At 52.4% G+C, this 506-nt stretch carries 1 protein-coding gene; it reads right to left on the bottom strand.

Annotated elements, in window-relative coordinates; genetic code table 11:
• Positions 1-156: 156 nt before the first annotated feature.
• On the bottom strand, positions 157-506 hold a 350-nt coding region (locus tag HMPREF1627_RS00810; RefSeq protein WP_034500348.1), incomplete at its 5' end, for a ParA family protein.

The following is a 506-nucleotide window of genomic DNA, read 5'->3' as shown; positions in this document are numbered from 1 at the left end:
TGGGAACGTCTTTCTCCCGAGTCCTTACCCGAACCACCCGCAAAAAATAGGTCAGAGGGCCGGCCAACTTTATCCTCGTATGCAATTGTTTCACGTGAAACATTTGCATCTCGTTCCGGAATTAGGGAACCCAGTCCGCGCCCTAGTGCGCGCCTCTCATTCGCCGCCATCTTCTACTCCTAAACTCGCCCAACGCGAAGCCAACTCGTACGCGGCCGCCTTGTAGGCAACAGCACCCTGGCCGCGTGGATCATGCCCAAAAATACTGGTTCCGAAACTTGGAGCCTCAGAGAGCTTAACTAGGCGCGGAATGTAGTTCTCCAAAACCACTCCTGGAAAATAACGTTTGATCTCGGCGGCTACTTCTGAACTAAGATTTGTACGCCTGTCGTACATCGTTAGCAGGATCGCGCCAATGGTTAGACCTGGATTCAAGTAGTTCTTGATCCGCTCAACGGTATTGACCAACATGGATAGGCCTTCCAGCGCGTAATACTCGGTCTGGA

The sequence above is a fragment of the Actinomyces sp. S6-Spd3 genome (assembly GCF_000758755.1).
In the GTDB taxonomy this organism is placed as follows: domain Bacteria; phylum Actinomycetota; class Actinomycetes; order Actinomycetales; family Actinomycetaceae; genus Pauljensenia.
Note: the sequence above shows the minus strand (reverse complement) of the source record. Positions and strands in the feature narration are given on the sequence as shown.